Here is a 17,022-nt window from a genome sequence, read left to right as displayed (position 1 = left end):
CTTGATTTGATTGACCCGGTTGATTTCGTGGAGCTTGGTTGAATTTCGACTGTCCTAGACATTATATATATGCCAGTAAAAAGCAAAGGAAAATGGTTTGAAACCTGCCTGGGCCAGTATCTGCTGGAGCGGGAGCAAAACTATTTTGACAAGACCGTGGCGGACGTCTTTGGTTACAATGCCATGCAGATCGGATTTCCGCAATATGATTTTCTGCGGGCCAATCGCATGCCGTTACAGTTCTGCGCCGGGACAGAAAAGGGCGCTTCCGTACTGGCGGCCCCGGATTTTCTGCCAATTGAAACCAACAGCATCGATCTGGTGCTGATGCCCCACATGCTCGAATTCAGCTCGAATCCGCACCAGATTCTGCGTGAAGTCCAACGGGTCCTGATGCCTGAAGGCCATGTCATTGTTTCCGGCTTCAACCCGCGCAGCCTATGGGGTGTGCGAGGGCTATTCGGGTCGCCGCACGACGATTTTCCCTGGCGCGGCAATTTCATCGCGCTACCCCGGCTCAAGGACTGGTTGACGTTACTGGATTTTGAAATTACCGAAGACCGCCTGTGCTGCTATGCGCCACCCTTCAGCCAGGAAAAATGGCTGAAGCGGTTTAGCTTCATGGAGACCGCGGGCAGCCGCTGGTGGCGATTTTCGGGCGGCGTGTATTTTCTGACGGCAGTCAAGCGCGTTCATGGCATGCGCGTTATAAAGCCCGAGTGGAAAGAAGTGCGTGCCAGGAGAAGAAGCATGGCGCCGGTTGCGCAGAAGATCAAGGGCGCCGCCGAAACCAGTGAACCGCGCAGGGCTGCGCGCAGCAGGGCCGCCGGGCAGGGAAAGGAGTGAACGCGAAGCACCCCGGAGTAGTCGAGATATATACTGACGGAGCCTGCAAGGGTAATCCTGGTATCGGCGGCTGGGGCGCATTGTTGCAATACAATGGGCGAAGGCGCGAATTATTCGGCGGAGAAAAGCTGACAACCAACAACCGCATGGAGCTGCTTGCGGTAATTCGCGCGCTGGAAGCGCTGACGAAGCCTTGCGAGGTGCGCCTGCACACCGACTCGTTATACGTGCAGAAGGGCATCAGCGAGTGGATACACGCCTGGAAAAAACGCAATTGGCGTACTGCCGACAAAAAACCCGTGAAAAATGACGATCTGTGGAAAGAACTCGATCTGCTGGCACAGCGCCATCGAATCGAATGGCTGTGGGTACGTGGTCATTCGGGTCATGACGGCAACGAACAAGCGGATCGGCTTGCCAATTGCGGAGTGCAGTCCGTGCTGGAAAATTCTTCCGTGGAATTGATTCGAGTGGAATCGGTTCGCACGAATTCAACGTTGGCGGGTGACAAGAAACATCAGGGAATCGACGAATAAATCAAGAAATACAATAGAAAGCCTTTGCACGCGGAATGGAAATAGAAAGGAACGGGAACCAGAAATATGCGCCAGATTTTTATCGACACTGAAACCACCGGCCTGGAACCCAAGCTCGGCCATCGAATCATCGAAATCGCGGCGGTCGAAATGCTGAGCCGCAGGTTGACTGGTCGCCGTTTTCACTGTTATCTCAATCCCGGGCGCGAGATCGAGGACGGCGCATTGCAGGTGCACGGATTAACCACCGAATTTCTTCAGGACAAACAGAAATTCCATGAAGTCGTGCACGAGTTGCTCGAATTCATCGATGGAGCGGAACTCATCATGCACAACGCGGCGTTTGATGTGGCATTCCTCGACCATGAACTGGGACTGGCTGAGCTGCCGCCACTGAATGATTGTTGTCATTCGGTTACCGATACCTTGAAAATAGCGAAGGATTTGCATCCCGGCAAAAGAAATAATCTCGACGCGCTGTGTGAACGCTATCAGGTCGATAACTCACGGCGCGCATTGCATGGCGCGCTGCTTGATGCGGAGTTGCTGGCGGAAGTCTATCTTGCAATGACCCGCGGACAAGACAGTTTGCTGATGGATCTGGAGCCTCCATCCGCGCTCGAATTTGCCATTAGCTTGCGTGATTTGCATTTGGTGGTGTTGCCCGCCACCGACGAAGAACTGGAAGCCCATGCGAAACAGCTGGAAAGCATCGAACGCGAAAGCAAGGGCAAGTGTTTGTGGAAACAGCTTGAATTCACCGGGACTGTAGAGGCGCAAACGGGGGAGCTTAGCGGAGCTTAGTAGAACTTAGCGCCAAATGGATGGAGGATGGTGCAACATGCCCCAATTCATTAATCCATCAAGTCAACGGGAAGTTTGCTGAAGCATGATGGAGTGAGCGTAACTCATCAAGGATGCACATGTGGGTAAAGCGTGGCATGGCTCCAGGTTCCATTCGCCAAAAAGGCGCAGATTTTATAGGCAGTCAGAAAAGTTCGAATTGTCCAGTCGAGTTTCCCGTTTTTTTGTTTTTTACTCTTGCTGTAGAAGCTGGCTGCCCTGCTGCAGAGGTAATTGAAGGAGCGTGAAACTGCGAAGTATCCAACCCCTTGAAGCGGCCCGAACGCAAACCTATGCCGAGGCGCGTAACAGCTTTTTCGAAGCGCTGGCGGATGAGGTCGGCCCATATGCCTTCCCCATGCATGCGCTTGCCGAAACTGGAATCATAATCCTTGCCCCCGCGCATGTCGCGCACCCGGTTCATTACGCGCGCCGCCCGGTCGGGGAAGTGGGCCTCCAGCCATTGCCTGAATAGCGGACTGACTTCCCATGGCAGGCGAAGCATGACATAACCGGCATTGATCGCTCCCGCATCTGCCGCTGCCGCCAGTATTCGCTCGATATCAGGATCGGTAACGAAGGGAATGATTGGTGCAACGCTGACCCCGACCGGAATCCCGGCGTCCGTCAATGTGCGGATCGTGCGCAAGCGACGGGCTGGCGCCGCTGCGCGCGGTTCCAGTGTACGGGCTACCGCGGGATCGAGCGTGGTTATCGTCACGGCTGCCATCGCCTGCCGTCTGGACGCCATGTCCGCGAGCAGATCGATGTCGCGCTCGATCAACGAGGATTTGGAGATGAGCGCCAGAGGATGCCCGCACTCGTGCAATACCTCCAGCACGCGCCTTGTGAGCCGCAAATCACGCTCGCACGGTTGATAAGCGTCTGTATTGACACCCAGTGCAATCGGCTCCGGCATGTAGGATGCCTTTGCCAGTTCCTGCCTGAGCAATTCGGGCGCATTGACCTTGGCAAAAATCTTGCTCTCGAAATCGAGTCCCGGCGATAAACCGAGATAGCTGTGGGTGGGGCGAGCGAAGCAATAAATACAGCCGTGCTCGCAGCCCCGGTAAGGGTTGAGCGAGATGCTGAATGGCACATCGGGAGACTGATTGCGGCTCAGGATGGTCTTGGCCCGCTCCTCGATGACTTTGGTTTTCCATGCAGGTGCGTTATCCTGCTCTGCGCCGCCCGTAGCCGGGCTATCGCAACTCGAGTCAGCCTCCACATCCGCTGTATCAGTATCGGTATGTAACCATCCGTCATCGATATCTTCCCGTATCAATGTTTCGTAACGTCCTTGCAGATTGGTTACCGCGCCGCGCCCTTTTCGCGCTTTCAGGGGCGATTGAATGAACGGCTCAGGTTCTATGTGCGGATCAGAATCAGACATTGCGTGGCGGTGAATCTTCTATAATAACCAGGAAGGAAGCGGTGCAAGCGCATTTACCTGACGACGATAACGAGCGTTGTTGCAACAACAGTTAATCTTGGAATACCGCCCTTTCATTTGGTTCATTGTACGCATTTTCTTATATCAGCAGAAACGGGGTCGTGAGCGCAGCGCAAATCGGCATGTGCTGCAGACGTGTTCTGCAGGCATTTGCTGCCACCATCGCTGCCTTCGTGCGCTTGCGTGATGAAGCGCTGAATGCAGGCCACCGGTGGTCTGCCGATAATTCGTGGTTTGCGGTACAAGGTGAAGTCCGGCCCTGCATAAATAGAGAGGAGGCAGAAATTAGAATTCTCGCGGTGTTCCTGCTCGGTTCAAGTCTAATGGGCTCTGTTCTGGCTCAGACTTCGCTCGCTCAGACTTCGGTGAGCATTGCCCCAAAACTCGATCCCCGCGTGGCACAGCTGGAGATGGCTGTGAACCGCCTGAACCAGGAACAACAGTCCGTGTACCAGCAATTCCAGATGATTCAGGACCTTCGCCGTAACGAGATACAGGACGGACATCCGCTTATTATCCAGGGGCCTCCTGCCCTGGGCGGCGTGAGAGATGCACCCCCGACGAACTATGACGACAACATCAGGCTGCAACGAGAGCGGCGGGAGCGTATTCAACAGCATACCCAAGACCTCAACCGGCTGTATTCCCGTTATGCGGAGCTGGGGGAGCAGAAGAAGGCGCTACTCGACCAGATCATGGAGCTTTCAAAAGTGCCGGGGAATTGATGTCGATTTTGATGATGACGGGTTCGCGTCTCCGCTGTAATTCAAATGGTGATGGGTAATGGGGGCTGCCTCGACAGGAAGACAAGAAATTATTTCGGGCATGTGCGCAACTCGCGTCCATTTTTATCTATGCAGCCCTCGAATTTCCTCGCGCAATGCGCTGATCTCAGCCCGAAGCGCATTAACGGACTCCGCCCCCGCCAACTCCGCTTCGGCGTTTTCGGCATCCCGGCCAATGAAAAAAGTGGCCAGGGTTGCGGTTACATAGCCGAACATGGCAAAGCTGTATAGCGCCAGGAAGAAGCACAACACACGTCCCTCGGCTGTCTGCGGCCAATATTCGGACCCCATCGTTGTCATGATCATGGCGGTCCACCATAAGGCCGCGCTATAGCTGGTCAAACCGCCACCCTCGGCGTTATTGTTCTCAAAGCCGTACATTCCCGCTGCGCCGGCGAGGGTGACGATCAGCGTCAACAAGACAACATAACCGAAACCGCGCCGGTTCATCGTTGCCCCAAGAGCGCGCATGCCGCGATTGACGCTGCTGAGCACGCGCAACAGTCTTAAGCCGCGCGTCATCCCGCCGATTCTTGCCAGGCGCGTTAAACGCAGAATACTCACAATCCGGAATACGCGCAGCGCCGGGACCACAAGGGAAATCGCGCTTAGCCAATTCTTTTTGAAGTAGTCCAGCTTACGCGGAGCAAGCCATAGCTCCAGAGCAAAATCGAAAATGAAAACGGCCCAGATAATGTATCCAACCGCTTCAAGCAACGGACTCAGGCCCCACACTATTTCGACTACCAGCAATGCGAGCCATATGAAAGCCAGCACCAGCATGGGCGCCTCGAGCCAATCCTGGAGTTGCTGGAGAAGCGTCTGGCGCTCGTTCGCAATTTTGTCCTGAGAAGGGAGCGGTTGTTCGTTCATGGTCATATCCTTCGCGAAATGAGCAAAAGCATGTGCAAAAGTGGAGGTAGTCTCCTACACTTATTGACATGGCGTTTCTTTATTTAAGCATAGACGCATAGGGGCAACGCCAGTTGAAAAACGCGGATGAGGGCAACTCCCATGGCTATTCCATTTGATCGCGGCTATTACAAGCCGCCGTTCGTTAAGCTTGTATCGGAGTATCCGCTCGAAGACGTCTATCCTGTAGCCGATTTTCGGGTGGAATGGGGCCCTGTCTTTCATCGTGGCCGATTGGACGGAAGTGCCCGCGTACTTGTCATTGGCCAGGACCCCGCGCAGCATGAAGCAATCGTGCGGCGGGTTCTTGTCGGCACGGCGGGGAAGCGGGCGCAAGGCTTCTTGAAGCGCCTCGGTTGTACCCGAAGTTACGTCTTTATAAACACTTTCCTCTACAGCGTATATGGACAAGGCGGAGGAAACAGGCATATCGAAAACACCGCGATTACAGCCTACCGCAATCGGTGGATCAAGGCGGTTCTGGACCGCAGCCCTATCGATGCGGTAGTGGCCTTCGGTGGACTCGCCAATTTGGCGTGGCGGGGTTGGCTTGCCTCTTCCGCCGCCGCGTCGAAGGGCTCGCTGCCGTTCCAGCACTTGACGCATCCGACCTGGCCGGAAAGTTCCGCCCGCAGCCGGGTGGAGCGGGAAGCAGCGGTGGAGAAAATGCTCAAGAACTGGAACGATGGATTGCGGGCGCTCAAGCCGGTCATTCAGAATCCAGATGTGCCGGGTGAGATTGAGTTGTATGGAACCGCTTTCGGCCCTGATGACCTCCCGGATATCCCGCCGGATGATCTCCCGCCAGGCCTGCCGGCGTGGATGCGCACCGAGGAAGGCTGGGCAGACCGGAGGGGCGAGACCGTACTGGAGAAGCGCAGAACCATTGTGGTGCGTGTGCCCAAGGGTGTGCTGCCGCCTTAGGGGTATCACCGCCCTGTGCCACTTCATTGGCGTGCGAACCCCCTAACGGCTGACTACATACCTCTATAACATATGAGCCTGATCATCGCCGGCCGGATTATTCCAATAAGCGGAGACCAGAAGGTTGCGCCGAGTGAGACGGCGAGCTTCCAGGGCAGGGTATGGATCGGCAATGACGGGCGCATTGCGGCGGTAACAAAAGGCACAGCGTCCATAGCCGGCTCGCAGATGAACCTTGCTGACTTCGATAATGCCCCAGTGGTTGATGCCGGTACTGACCTTGTCGTTCCTGGATTTATCGACTTGCACAGTCATCTTGCCTACGCCACACTTCCCCTGTGGGTTGAGCCCAATCGAACCGTGCCCTTCCAGCACCATGACATCTGGCCCACGCGGCCCACCTATCCCGAGAGCGTCACCTGGCCTGCTTACGCGTTTATCGAGGCAGCGCCGGCAGAACTGCTTGCCTACGCCGAGATTCGCGCGCTGATCGGCGGCACCACCAGCATTCAGGGCTCGCCCCCAAGCAATCGTCCATTAGATGGATGGCTTGTACGAAATATCGAGGATGAAACCCTAGGCGGAGAGATCGGGCGTCACAAGGTGCTCGCATCGACTCTTACACTCAAACCCGAGCAACTGGGGGAGAGGGCTATCAGCATGCGGCAGGGAGCTACCTTTATTTATCATTGTGCCGAGGGAAGTCCCGGTTCAATCGTCCAGCGCGAATATCGCGCGGCCCACACCGCCGGGTGCCTGCAGCGCCGGCTGGTCGCTATCCATACCAACGCCATCGACTCCGCGTCATACGGTACTTGGGGCGAACCAGGTGCGATTGTCTGGTCCCCATTCTCGAACCTGTGGCTGTATGGCGCCACCACCGATGTTCCGGCCGCGGTGGCACGAAAGATTAATCTCTGCGTGGGGTCGGACTGGGGGCCATCCGGGACACGAAATGTGCTGGGTGAATTGAAGGTGGCGTCTCTAGTCAGCGAGGTGAAGGGATGGGGACTTTCTGCCTTCGATCTGGTCAAAATGATTACCGCCAATCCAGGGGATGTACTGGCCCAGGCATGGAGTCGGCAGGCGGGTCGCCTGGAACCCGGGGCACTGGGCGATGTTGCCGTGATTGCTGCTAATGCAAAAGCCGGTTCTCGACCCGATCCCTTCAAAACAATTCTTCGCGCCACCGAAGCGGACGTGCAGCTCGTGGTGGTGGATGGGCGGCCACAGTACGGAACTGAGCGGCTTATGCGGCAGGCAGGCGTCACACAAACGAGCATGATTGCCATCAATGGTGAAACGCGCCGTCTTGCCCTAACCAGGTTTGAAGGCAACGGCGAGCCGTGGTCTTACAAGGAAATTCTCGCACGACTGGAAGAAGTCCGTGACGACCCAAAGGAAGCAATCGAAAGCGCGCGGCGCCTTGCCTTTGCCGCCATTCGCTCAGGCGAACCCCCGCCATTGCGCCTGGCGCTGGATATGCCCACCGGCCGCGTACCGGTCGGTGGGCTTCCGAAAGATCTGTCGAAGATCAGTGTCCCGCCAATTCAACCGCTCGCGCATGACAAAGAATTCTTTGCTTCGATTCCCGGCCGCGGCTTTCATGATGGATTGCTCGAAGGACTGGCCGATTTTTATGATTGATCAAGACCTGAATGTCACGCTTCTTCAAGCCCAGACGGGGCAGCTTCTAAGCGAATTCCTGCTTGGCGAATCGCCGTCCGGGCAAAGGGCGAAAAGAGGCGCCAGGCCCGACTTTCGGATCCCCAGGGCACGTCTTCTGGACGGCGGAGAACGTTTGCAAATTATTGACACCCTGATTGCCGTAATAGGCGGGGTTTACTGCCATCTTCCCCAAAAGCGCGCTGCCTACGCGCTTGATCCCGTGCAGGCATTGCAACTGCTGCGTGCTCATGTGGCTGCGTTATCAGAGGGGGAGTTTCACCTGGCGCTTACTTCGATAGTCTCTGGCTTGCGTGATGCGCATACGCGCTACTCAGGTCCAGGGGCCAAGCAGGGAGCCGTTGCAGCGCTGCCTTTCCTGGTCGAGCAGTATGGCCCTTACGATAACCCCATCTTTGTCGTGTCGAAAGTGTCAGCGCCCGAACTGATACGCGACGCTAAATTTACATCGGGAGTAATCCTCGAAAGCTGGAACAGCATCCCCTTTGCCCGTGCCGTCGATTTGCACGCAGACCGGGAAACGGGCGGGCGTCCCGATGCGCGTCGCGCCAGGGCGCTGGAATCCCTGACATTCCGCGCCCTGGAGTGCGGGCCGCCACCGGATGAGATGATGGTGGATATCGGGTACCGCATCCCGCTGCGGCGAACGCTGCGGGAGGTACGCATTCCCTGGCGGGTCGTCCAGCCTGATCGTGCTCAAACCAGCCACCAGCCGGGCTCGCGTGCGTCAAGGTACATTGCCGCAGATCCGGCGGCGGAAGCCGTCCGGCGCACGAAGAAACTTATGTTTTCGGGAAACATATGGCAGGCCGATCGAAGCGGAACCCCTGTTGCGCGCGGCGAAAGGTGGATCGAGACCCGGTTTCAGGATGCGCTCGCAGCCCGAGTCGTAAAAAATGGCTCATCCGGGAATCTCGGATATCTGCGCATCTGGAGTTTCGATGTCAATGACGATGACGCCTTCATCGCCGAGGTGGTACGCCTGCTGGAGCTGTTGCCTGATAACGGCTTGATCCTCGATTTGCGCGGCAACCCTGGCGGATTGATATGGGCGGCGGAGCGGCTATTGCAGCTTTTCACCCCGAACACGATAACGCCGGCGCGCTTCAGCCTGCTCGCGTCGCACATGACTCGCGCCATGGCTTCCAGTCCCTTCAACCGGATGGAGTTTGAAGCCTGGCTGCCTTCGCTCGAGGCGGCTATTTCTACGGGCGAGCCTTATTCGCAACCATTGCCATTGACTGACCCGACCTGGTGCAATGATATTGGCCAGAGATACAGCGGACCTGTCGTATGTGTTGTGGATCCCAATACTTACTCATCGGGTGATCTGTTTGCCGCGGGTTTTGTGGATAACGAGATCGGCACGCTAGTGTGTGTGGGAGAGGCTACCGGTGCAGGCGGCGCCAATGTTTGGACGCACTATGACCTTCGCGAGGCATTGCGAGGCACATCCTTTGAGCTTGACGCGTTGCCAGCGGATGTTGGCTACACGATGGCAATACGTCGCGCAATCCGGTGCGGGGCTTGCGACGGAATGCCTATCGAAGACCTGGGTATCCCAGGGATTGCGTACGAGATGACTCTTGACGATCTGCTCCACGAAAACCGGGATTTGATCGCTTTTTGTGCCAGCCTCCTCAAAGGTATCCCGCGCACCGCGATGATAGTGGAGCTTAACGAGAGTAGCGTGACCGTTACCACCCGCGGATTGGAGGAACTGGAAACGTACGTGAACGGACGTCCATTTGAAGCAGTGCGCCGTATCAGTGATGGAGCACAGCAACTGGCGCGACCAGATGCGGAAACTATTGAATTTGTCGGCCGCCACAAAGGCGAAATCTGCCAGCGACGGAAATTGTCGCTCAAGTGAAAGGATACGACCGTAGCCTGGTAGGACGGTTCCACCCGCCGCCCAACTCGACGGACAAGCGGTAGGGCGGGTTCCATCCGCTGCACAGAAGATCATCCATACCGCGAAAGATACGGTGCTATAACGCTACGCTATTGGCGCTCTACAGGTTTTACACTTTCTGGCGCCCGCTTGATGGTACTCATCGCCTTGAGATAAGCGATAATTTCTTCTGTAACCTTTTCCCGGCGGGAAATCTCGTTCCCAAGCCCCGGCATCGTCGTGTTGTACCGGATACTTTGGGGCGCCATGATCCAGCGCTTGAGATACTCCGGCTCAATGTATTCCACCACGCTTGCCGGATAATTCAATTCCGGCGCCTTGCCGCCCCCATCGCCATTTATCGTATGGCAGGCCGCGCAGTGCTGGCGGAAATGACTGAAGCCGCGCTGCACTTCTGGCTCCGCACGCGGTGGTGGAATCATGTTTGGGAATGGCGCCTTGAACTGGAGTTCGACGGCCCTGATTTGATACGGCATGTCGGACGCCCCAGCCTCAAGCAGCGCCTGCGAACCGATATTATCCCAAACGAGGTAAAGCGGCCCGAGGGTTACGACCTCGTTATTCTGAAGCCTGTTCGTTAATGTAAATGGCGTAGCATCCGCGTTTGCGAAGGCAAAGTAGGCATGGTGGGCGAGAAATTTTTTCACGGGAACACTGGGTTGATAGCCGTCGATGGAGGTGAACACGACTTCCTGCGCCTGTTCCCAATTCTTGCCGAAAACTTTGTCAAATACCGTCCGCGCCGGAAGCACGCGATAACCCCCATTTTGCCTCTCGTGGACCTCAAATACCTTTAGTGACACCTCGGGCGCAAGACGGCGGAGTTCATCCACCGAGAGTTCCTTGACCGCATTGTCCCCGCTCTTGAACTTCACCTTGGGGAAATTTTCTGCAAATACTGAAGTGAGCGGCAGTGCGAGGGCAAAAAAACTGGTAAGCAGGAGCAGAAAAGATTGGAAAGCGCGCGTTCGGCGCTGTCGTAACACTGATATTCTCTGTTGCATGTTTTCGGCTATATTAGCTCAATGAGTCACAGTGAACAGTATCAGAAACGGCAGTAGCAGGCTATTGAGCCACTTGCGTGAAGAATTTTATCTTTCAGGTTTAGTCTCGCGGATTATCACTTTCATAAGTTTTCCCTGTTGATAGTCACTTGTCTCGTTCGGGCCTTTTGCCTGGTTGTTGTGATCAGTGCAGCAAGGCCAATGCCGACAAGAAGGATTGTGCCAGGCTCCGAAACGCGATTTACGGTTGATCCGATATTTAAATCCGCATTAATATCTACCGTGGCAATTGCGGTGTCGGCGCTGAGTCCGGCGCTTATCGACGCAATCGTTTCGTCCGAGAGCAGACCTGGGGGTGGGACCCAAACGGCGGCTGTACTGTCGGATGTAACCTCCTCGTTACTATCCGGAGTTGTTCCCGCGCTTGTCTCGGCGTTAACTTCCGTCGTCGCGTCTATGACAGTATTTAAGGTTGTCCCTACCGTGGTTTCTGAGTTGACCACGGGGGATAGTAATCCCGCCTGCGTTGGCCCCGCTGCCATCACGATAACAAATGCTGCAATCAGGACTGTTACCTGCATATTTTGTTTTCTCCCACGACCCGATACTAAATAAAACCTCGCAGCGACGCCGAGTGATAGAGAGGACGATGACAAGTACCCTCAGTTCCCCCTTTAACGGCCTTTTGTGTAGGATATTTAACAATTTGTTTGAAAGCTTTGCGTCACGTTTCCTGCAACACCCATTGTCGGTTTACCAACAACTGCTGACGGAGGGGCATACATGAACTACTTGTAACATGAACGTATTGAGCGCATTGCCAGTTGCTCGAGCTCGAGGGACTCATGCACGACTACCGGGCTTTAGCCAGCGAAGGGGCCAGCAAGGACTGGAGCTTTTTAGACTTCATGGATAGGCCCTGACCCATGAACCTGATCCGAGCTTTGAGCGGGCGCTTGCTGAGGAAGGTCTGTCAGAGGATATGGCGGCATGGCCAGAATATTAAGGAAGCGCTGAACAAATCACCAGATTTGAGATAATAGCGGCATCCTGACAACTTTTTATATACGCCATGCCTCGCCAAACCACCTTTGCCGATCTTGATTATGCCCGCAAGAAACGTCAGACGCGCCAGGAGATTTTCCTGAGCGAGATGGAAGCTGTAGTGCCGTGGGTAGCACTGCTGCAGCGCATTGAACCCTATTACCCCGAGCGCGGGCGGCGGGGCCTGCTGCATGCGGCTGGAGAGCATGTTGCGCATCTACTGCATGCAGAACTGGTTCAATCTGTCAGACCGGCAGATGGAAGATGCCCTGTATGAGATCGAGAGCATGCGCCGCTTTGCCGGCTTTGGCGGAGTCACCGATGCGCTTCCGGACGAGACCACGATACTGAACTTCCGGCATCTGTTGGAGAAGCACGAGTTGACGGCGGGACTGCTGGAGAAAATCAATATGCACCTCAAGGATCAAGGGCTGCTGGTATCGAAAGGCAGCATGGTGGACGCCACCCTCATTCATGCCCCAAGTTCGACCAAGAATCGGGAGCAGGCCCGTGACCCTGAGATGCACCAGACCCGCAAATGCAAGCAATGGTACTTTGGCATGAAGGTCCATATTGGGGCGGACGTGGATTCAGGGGCGGTGCACAGTGTCGAAATTACCGCTGCCAATGAAGCCGACATCAACGTCCTGCCGAAGCTGCTGCGGGCGCAAGACGAGGTCATCTTTGGCGATGCAGGCTATACCAGTGAGGAATACAAGCGGGGATCACGGCAATTAGGGATACGCTGGTGCGTGCAGGACAAACGCAAGCCAGGTCAGAATCTCTCGGCGAGTCAGAAGCAGCGCAACCGCAAACATGCCTCCATCCGGGCACGGGTGGAACATGTGTTCCGGGTGATCAAGCGGCAAAAAACGATTTTTGCCTTGTTGTAACAACGACCGCCCATCGATGGCTTATGTACGCTGAATCGATAGTCTCCTAGCTGCTATTCGAGAAGCTCTGAAGAAAAAATTTGAACTGCCGTAATAGTTGGGTCGAGCCAAATAGTGCGACGTCCTACGTATCTTCAGCAAATGCAAAAAATATTGATAGGAATAATTATAGATGGATCAGGAAGGGGTACTTATTGAATCCTTGTCAATAGGGGGTTACAGAAGCTTTGGAAATCAAATACAGAGATTTGAAAAATTTTCAAAGGTTAATCTTTTTATAGGTCGAAACAATAGCGGCAAGTCCAACATACTCAGATTCTTGCATTATTTATATCCTTCTTTTTCAAAAAAAACCCCGCTGAATCTCGATCGAATTGATAGTCATATTCCTTTAGGCGCCAAATTTCTTGCAGGCACATCGATATCTTTAGAAAAAGATGGGCAAGGGAATTTTAGTGAATTCTATTCTGTAATCGCCCCAAGAATTAAGAATCAGGGTTGGAAAAACCAAGCAGCTGGATATGTACTTCGGGTATTACAAGAAAAAGCAAAAATTGATAATACCTCATCTGCTTGGTTTGATTTTGACCTTACGTTAAGGTTAGTCGAGCTCAACTGGAAAAGTGCTTTCGACCTTCTAGGCGATAGTGAAATTCGCTTCCTGTGGCAAGCACTGGTCGATAAATCTGGTGGAGGGAGAGATCAACATTGGTATCCCGAATCTCTTAATGCTTTGCAACCACATTTCAAAAGTATCAGATCGGAAATGATTCCAGCGATAAGGCAAGTAGGTAAGCAAGGAACTATTTCAGAAACTTTTGGCGGCGAAGGCATAATCGAACGACTAGTAAAATTACAAAATCCAGATGTTCATAATCAACATGATCGTGAGAAATTCAACCATATTAACGAGTTTCTGCGAAAGATTACAGATAATCAAACAGCGGAAATTGAAATTCCCCATCAGCGAAATACTATATTGGTACATATGGATGGAAAAACTTTGCCTCTTGAATCGTTGGGAACAGGCATCCACCAAGTGATTATTTTGGCCGCAGCAGCTACTATTCCTACTGACACCGTCATATGCATCGAGGAACCGGAACTGCATCTAAATCCTATTCTTCAAAAAAAACTTATTCGATATTTATTTGAGGTGACCAGTAATCAATATTTTATTACTACCCATTCAGCAGCGCTCATGGATACTCCAGGTGCGGAGATATACCATATAAGTTTAGAGAATAATCAGTCCAATGTAAAAAGGGTTACATCCAGTATACATAGGTCAGCTATTTGTGAGGACCTTGGATACCATCCGTCCGATTTGTTGCAGTCAAACTGCATCATATGGGTTGAAGGTCCTTCTGATCGAATCTATTTAAATTACTGGATTAATACTTCCTCAACTGTGTACGTCGAAGGTATTCATTATTCCATCATGTTTTATGGTGGTAGGCTGGCATCGCACCTTTCTGGGGAGGATATCGATGAGATTATCGAAGACTTCATTTCGCTGCGCCGGCTAAATAGAAGAAGTGTAATTGTAATAGACAGCGACTCCACCAAAGCTGGGGCCGCGGTCAATGCTACCAAACACCGTCTCAAAGAAGAGTTTGATGCTGGACCGGGTTACACGTGGATTACTGCGGGCAGAGAGATCGAAAACTATATAGCGCCAGATCAGTTAAAAGAAGCAATCAAAAAGACGAGGCCATCGGCGAAGGCGCTGTCTAAGTTCGGTCGGTATGATAATTGTTTGTCGATTTTAACCAAAAGTGAAAAAAAATCAATGGCTTCAAAAGTCGATATCGCGAAGTTTATTGTTAATAATTTTTTCTCAGATTTGACATTACTAGACTTGAAAGATCAGGTAGAAAGGCTTATCGGATTTATACGTGAATCTAATCCGGGCGTTCGCTTTGATGAAAAATGACAGTAACAGAATGATATGTTTTACCTAAAATGGTGGGCGGTACTGGGATCGAACCAGTGGCTTCCACCGTGTGAAGGTGGCACTCTACCGCTGAGTTAACCGCCCGTTGCTGCCGTTATCTGAAAGGATAACAGCTGAAGGAGGCGCAATTAGAGCATAAATCCCAGATTTTGGTCAACGCGCCCTTGCGGGTGAGACTACGAATATGTATACAGGAATGTTAAGGCACTGCTGACTTAGCTTTAACGTAAAATAGCGGATTCTTACAATTGTTCAGTCGATATTAGCCTCGACGACCCATCTCATGATCCGCACCCGTTTCGCTCCCAGTCCCACCGGTTATCTCCACATTGGCGGTGCGCGCACCGCGCTGTTTTCCTGGGCTTATGCTCGCAGGCACGGCGGCAAATTCGTTCTGCGGATTGAAGATACCGATCTCGAACGCTCCACTGTGCAGTCCACTCAGGCAATACTTGACGGCATGGCCTGGCTGGGGCTGGATTACGACGAAGGGCCGTTTTACCAGATGCAGCGTTTGGCTCGCTATCATGAAGTTGCAGAACAGTTGCTGCGTTCGGATAAGGCATATTACTGCTACGCCAGCAAGGAAGAGCTGGATACGATGCGCGAGCAGCAGCGCGCGGAGGGACTGAAACCCCGATATGACGGGCGCTGGCGCGATTCAAAGCAAACGCCCCCTGCCGGGGTGAAGCCGGTGGTGCGGCTGAAGAATCCGCTGGACGGGGAGGTGACATTCAACGATCTGGTCAAGGGCGAAATTACCGTAGCCAACAGTGAACTGGATGACCTTGTGCTATTGCGTGCGGATGGCGTGCCAACTTACAACTTCGGTGTGATGATTGATGATCTGGACATGAATATCACCCATGTGATCCGTGGCGATGATCACGTCAACAATACTCCGCGCCAGATCAATATTTTGAAAGCCCTGGGTGCGCCATTGCCGCAGTACGCCCATGTGCCCATGATACTGGGACCCGATGGCGAGCGGCTGTCCAAACGGCATGGCGCGGTTTCAGTAATGCAGTACCGTGAAGATGGCTATCTGCCCGAAGCGCTGATAAATTATCTGGCGCGGCTGGGCTGGTCGCATGGCGACGAAGAAATATTCAGCCGCGAACAACTGGTAGAGTGGTTCGATCTTTCATCCATTAACCGTTCGCCGGGGAAATTCAATCCCGAAAAACTCCAATGGCTCAACCAGCAATATCTCAAGACAGCGGACAATGCCCGGTTGGCCGAATTGGTAACGCCCTTTCTTGAGGCGGACGGTTGTAACACTTCAGGGCCAGGCTTGTCGAATTTGCCGAATGTGGTAAATCTGCTCAAGGAGCGGGCAAGCACGGTCGCGGAATTGGCGGATGCAGCGGTATATTTCTTCCGACCACTGGAGCCCGCCGATGAGCTCAAGGTGCAACATTTCACCGCCGAAGCAAGACCGCCGATTCTCGATCTGAGGGAGAAGCTCGCCGCAGTCGAATGGGATAGTCATGCAATTCACGACGCAATCAAGAATGCTGCGACGGCACATGGCATGAAGCTGCCCAAGGTAGCCATGCCGCTGCGGGTAATGGTGACAGGTACAGCGCAAACGCCTTCAATAAACGCCGTGCTGGAGTTGCTTGGCAGAGAAGAGACGCTTAAACGCATGGATGCCCAACTGGCGGGTTTTCCCGCTTGACTTAGCGCACGTCCCGCCGGTCAGCGCCCGCGATCTGCTTTTAGGGTTTCAGGGCCTTGCGCCATTACTGCTGCTTTACGTTGACTGGGGTGGGACGGCTCAGTATAATTCGCGTTCATTTTGTCGGGGGTATAGCTCAGCTGGGAGAGCGCTTGCATGGCATGCAAGAGGTCAGCGGTTCGATCCCGCTTACCTCCACCAGTATCTTGTAATTTCGCAAGTCGCTGCAACCGGTTTCAAAAAGTTCTTTAGTCCCCATCGTCTAGTGGCCTAGGACATCACCCTTTCACGGTGAGTACAGGGGTTCGAATCCCCTTGGGGACGCCACGAAATCTCCACTTTCATCCGGTTTAAAATTTGATCGGATGAGTGGCGGGATCGAAATGCGTCAGTCTGTCAATCTTGTACCGCATTCCATAGCAGTTCTGCATATCCCGAATAATCGGATCAAGGGACCTTGTGGCGGCCAGGAAGCCAGAAGGGACCAACCACAGCAGACTCCTCCCTTCTGCCTCACGAGCCCAGCGTTCTAGCAACGGTCAA

At 53.7% G+C, this 17,022-nt stretch carries 12 protein-coding genes, 3 tRNA genes and 2 pseudogenes; 12 read left to right on the top strand and 5 right to left on the bottom strand.

The genetic code is table 11. The features are described 5' to 3' along the window. Positions 1-69 precede the first annotated feature (69 nt). The 3 genes and pseudogenes from BMX66_RS03055 (at position 70) to dnaQ (ending at position 2,186) form a co-directional block, all read left to right on the top strand. A complete protein-coding gene (locus BMX66_RS03055) occupies positions 70-846 on the top strand; it encodes a class I SAM-dependent methyltransferase (RefSeq protein ID WP_090878238.1) in 777 nt (258 codons plus the stop codon). Further along, positions 843-1,292 (top strand): annotated as a pseudogene (gene rnhA / locus BMX66_RS03050) (ribonuclease HI); the annotation flags it as partial. The gene BMX66_RS03055 and the pseudogene rnhA, both read left to right, overlap by 4 nt. Before the next feature lie 156 nt (positions 1,293-1,448). Next, on the top strand, positions 1,449-2,186 hold the full coding sequence (gene dnaQ, locus BMX66_RS03045; protein WP_090878236.1) for a DNA polymerase III subunit epsilon: 738 nt from the start codon (positions 1,449-1,451) through the stop codon (positions 2,184-2,186). A gap of 184 nt (positions 2,187-2,370) precedes the next feature. On the opposite strand, the gene BMX66_RS03040 is transcribed toward dnaQ, so the two are convergent. Continuing rightward, complete coding sequence (locus tag BMX66_RS03040) at positions 2,371-3,618, bottom strand: PA0069 family radical SAM protein (protein WP_090878234.1); 1,248 nt, start codon at positions 3,616-3,618, stop codon at positions 2,371-2,373. Between the two features lie 161 nt (positions 3,619-3,779). Between BMX66_RS03040 and BMX66_RS15935 the strand changes: the two genes are divergently transcribed. After that, positions 3,780-4,403: a hypothetical protein gene (locus tag BMX66_RS15935; RefSeq protein ID WP_255398784.1), complete on the top strand. Its 624-nt coding sequence runs from the start codon at positions 3,780-3,782 to the stop codon at positions 4,401-4,403. Between the two features lie 123 nt (positions 4,404-4,526). Here the strand turns inward: BMX66_RS15935 and BMX66_RS03030 are convergent, their stop codons facing one another. After that, positions 4,527-5,336 carry an ion transporter gene (locus BMX66_RS03030; RefSeq protein ID WP_090878232.1) on the bottom strand — a complete coding sequence of 270 codons (810 nt, stop codon included), beginning with the start codon at positions 5,334-5,336 and terminating at the stop codon, positions 4,527-4,529. A 141-nt stretch (positions 5,337-5,477) separates the two neighbouring features. Between BMX66_RS03030 and BMX66_RS03025 the strand changes: the two genes are divergently transcribed. From BMX66_RS03025 to BMX66_RS03015, 3 genes are all read left to right on the top strand, one after another. Further along, on the top strand, positions 5,478-6,299 hold the full coding sequence (locus tag BMX66_RS03025) for a uracil-DNA glycosylase family protein (protein ID WP_090879773.1): 822 nt from the start codon (positions 5,478-5,480) through the stop codon (positions 6,297-6,299). Positions 6,300-6,371: 72 nt separating this feature from the next. After that, positions 6,372-7,946 carry an amidohydrolase family protein gene (locus BMX66_RS03020; protein WP_090878229.1) on the top strand — a complete coding sequence of 525 codons (1,575 nt, stop codon included), beginning with the start codon at positions 6,372-6,374 and terminating at the stop codon, positions 7,944-7,946. Beyond that, entirely contained in the window at positions 7,939-9,858 is a 1,920-nt protein-coding gene (locus BMX66_RS03015; RefSeq protein WP_090878227.1) for a S41 family peptidase, read from the top strand. The genes BMX66_RS03020 and BMX66_RS03015 overlap by 8 nt, the downstream gene beginning before the upstream one ends. Positions 9,859-9,989: 131 nt before the next feature. On the opposite strand, the gene BMX66_RS03010 is transcribed toward BMX66_RS03015, so the two are convergent. Both BMX66_RS03010 and BMX66_RS03005 read right to left on the bottom strand, forming a co-directional pair. Further along, on the bottom strand, positions 9,990-10,904 hold the full coding sequence (locus BMX66_RS03010; RefSeq protein ID WP_090878225.1) for a c-type cytochrome: 915 nt from the start codon (positions 10,902-10,904) through the stop codon (positions 9,990-9,992). Between the two features lie 122 nt (positions 10,905-11,026). After that, on the bottom strand, positions 11,027-11,485 hold the full coding sequence (locus BMX66_RS03005) for a PEP-CTERM sorting domain-containing protein (protein WP_090878223.1): 459 nt from the start codon (positions 11,483-11,485) through the stop codon (positions 11,027-11,029). Positions 11,486-11,976: 491 nt separating this feature from the next. Between BMX66_RS03005 and BMX66_RS03000 the strand changes: the two are divergent. Then, positions 11,977-12,817: pseudogene (locus BMX66_RS03000) on the top strand (IS5 family transposase); the annotation flags it as partial. A 196-nt stretch (positions 12,818-13,013) separates the two neighbouring features. Continuing rightward, positions 13,014-14,777: an ATP-dependent nuclease gene (locus BMX66_RS02995; RefSeq protein ID WP_090878221.1), complete on the top strand. Its 1,764-nt coding sequence runs from the start codon at positions 13,014-13,016 to the stop codon at positions 14,775-14,777. Between the two features lie 30 nt (positions 14,778-14,807). On the opposite strand, the gene BMX66_RS02990 is transcribed toward BMX66_RS02995, so the two are convergent. Beyond that, positions 14,808-14,882: transfer RNA gene (locus BMX66_RS02990), tRNA-Val, on the bottom strand. A 199-nt stretch (positions 14,883-15,081) separates the two neighbouring features. On the opposite strand from BMX66_RS02990, the gene gltX reads away from it, so the two are divergent. From gltX to BMX66_RS02975, 3 genes are all read left to right on the top strand, one after another. Then, positions 15,082-16,479 carry a glutamate--tRNA ligase gene (gene gltX, locus BMX66_RS02985; protein ID WP_090878219.1) on the top strand — a complete coding sequence of 466 codons (1,398 nt, stop codon included), beginning with the start codon at positions 15,082-15,084 and terminating at the stop codon, positions 16,477-16,479. 125 nt (positions 16,480-16,604) lie between these two features. Then, positions 16,605-16,680: transfer RNA gene (locus tag BMX66_RS02980), tRNA-Ala, on the top strand. 50 nt (positions 16,681-16,730) lie between these two features. Then, positions 16,731-16,806: transfer RNA gene (locus BMX66_RS02975), tRNA-Glu, on the top strand. The last annotated feature ends 216 nt before the right edge of the window (positions 16,807-17,022 follow it).

It is taken from the genome of Nitrosovibrio sp. Nv6 (assembly GCF_900110495.1).
Classification (GTDB): Bacteria; Pseudomonadota; Gammaproteobacteria; order Burkholderiales; family Nitrosomonadaceae; genus Nitrosospira.
The sequence above is the reverse complement of the archived record's forward strand: the minus strand, read 5'-3'. Positions and strand labels throughout refer to the sequence as shown.

Bases quoted from the DNA above. Each gene is read 5' to 3' on its own strand.
- BMX66_RS02995 (WP_090878221.1), top strand. From the start codon at position 13,014: ATGGATCAGGAAGGGGTACTTATTGAATCCTTGTCAATAGGGGGTTAC.
- BMX66_RS03025 (WP_090879773.1), top strand. From the start codon at position 5,478: ATGGCTATTCCATTTGATCGCGGCTATTACAAGCCGCCGTTCGTTAAG.
- BMX66_RS03010 (WP_090878225.1), bottom strand. From the start codon at position 10,904: ATGCAACAGAGAATATCAGTGTTACGACAGCGCCGAACGCGCGCTTTC.
- dnaQ (WP_090878236.1), top strand. From the start codon at position 1,449: ATGCGCCAGATTTTTATCGACACTGAAACCACCGGCCTGGAACCCAAG.
- gltX (WP_090878219.1), top strand. From the start codon at position 15,082: ATGATCCGCACCCGTTTCGCTCCCAGTCCCACCGGTTATCTCCACATT.
- BMX66_RS03055 (WP_090878238.1), top strand. From the start codon at position 70: ATGCCAGTAAAAAGCAAAGGAAAATGGTTTGAAACCTGCCTGGGCCAG.
- BMX66_RS03015 (WP_090878227.1), top strand. From the start codon at position 7,939: ATGATTGATCAAGACCTGAATGTCACGCTTCTTCAAGCCCAGACGGGG.
- BMX66_RS03040 (WP_090878234.1), bottom strand. From the start codon at position 3,618: ATGTCTGATTCTGATCCGCACATAGAACCTGAGCCGTTCATTCAATCG.
- BMX66_RS03005 (WP_090878223.1), bottom strand. From the start codon at position 11,485: ATGCAGGTAACAGTCCTGATTGCAGCATTTGTTATCGTGATGGCAGCG.
- BMX66_RS03030 (WP_090878232.1), bottom strand. From the start codon at position 5,336: ATGAACGAACAACCGCTCCCTTCTCAGGACAAAATTGCGAACGAGCGC.
- BMX66_RS03020 (WP_090878229.1), top strand. From the start codon at position 6,372: ATGAGCCTGATCATCGCCGGCCGGATTATTCCAATAAGCGGAGACCAG.